A 600-nucleotide genomic window follows, 5' to 3' on the forward strand; every position below is an offset into this window, starting at 1 on the left:
GTGCCGGGAATGAAGGGTATCCCCGCGCGCTCCATGATGTTCCGGGCCACGACCTTGTTGCCCAGATCGCTAATTACCTGGGGCGGCGGACCGATGAAAATGATCCCCGCCTTTTCACAGGCAGCGGAAAATTCCGGGTTTTCGGCGAGAAATCCATAGCCGGGGTGAATGGCGTCGGCGCCGGTCTTCCGGGCCGCCCAGATGATCCTGTCGATGTCAAGGTAATCCTTCCGGGGACCCTCGCCGATCATGACGGCTTCGTTGGCCTGGCGGACATAATAGGCATCCGCATCGGCCTGTTCGTAAACGCATGATCCGCAGGGCAATTTCACCGCGATTGGCAATGAGCACTTTACTGATCTTCCTGTTTCTCTTCGTCATGGGATTACCTTCCTTGAAAGGAGTTACATTTGTCGATATAAGTCGGCCTTTATACTTATTGCTGGAATTTCTGTCAACATCATTATTGTAAACGAAAATTGTCTTGACATCGCGGGAATTGTTAAGCTAAGCAGGCCGATCACAGCGCCATTCCGCCATTGCGTCATAGAAAGGAGAAGTCATGGCCAAATATGACTCCAAGTCATTGAGAAACATCGT

At 51.8% G+C, this 600-nt stretch carries 1 protein-coding gene; it reads right to left on the minus strand.

What is annotated here, in order from left to right; translation table 11 throughout:
• A partial coding sequence (locus ACMUOY_RS20570) for a biotin carboxylase N-terminal domain-containing protein (protein WP_413894573.1) occupies positions 1-344 on the minus strand: 344 nt, incomplete at its 3' end.
• Positions 345-600: the final 256 nt, after the last annotated feature.

The sequence above is a fragment of the Candidatus Skiveiella danica genome (assembly GCF_022705245.1).
In the GTDB taxonomy this organism is placed as follows: domain Bacteria; phylum Pseudomonadota; class Gammaproteobacteria; order Burkholderiales; family Burkholderiaceae_C; genus Skiveiella; species Skiveiella danica.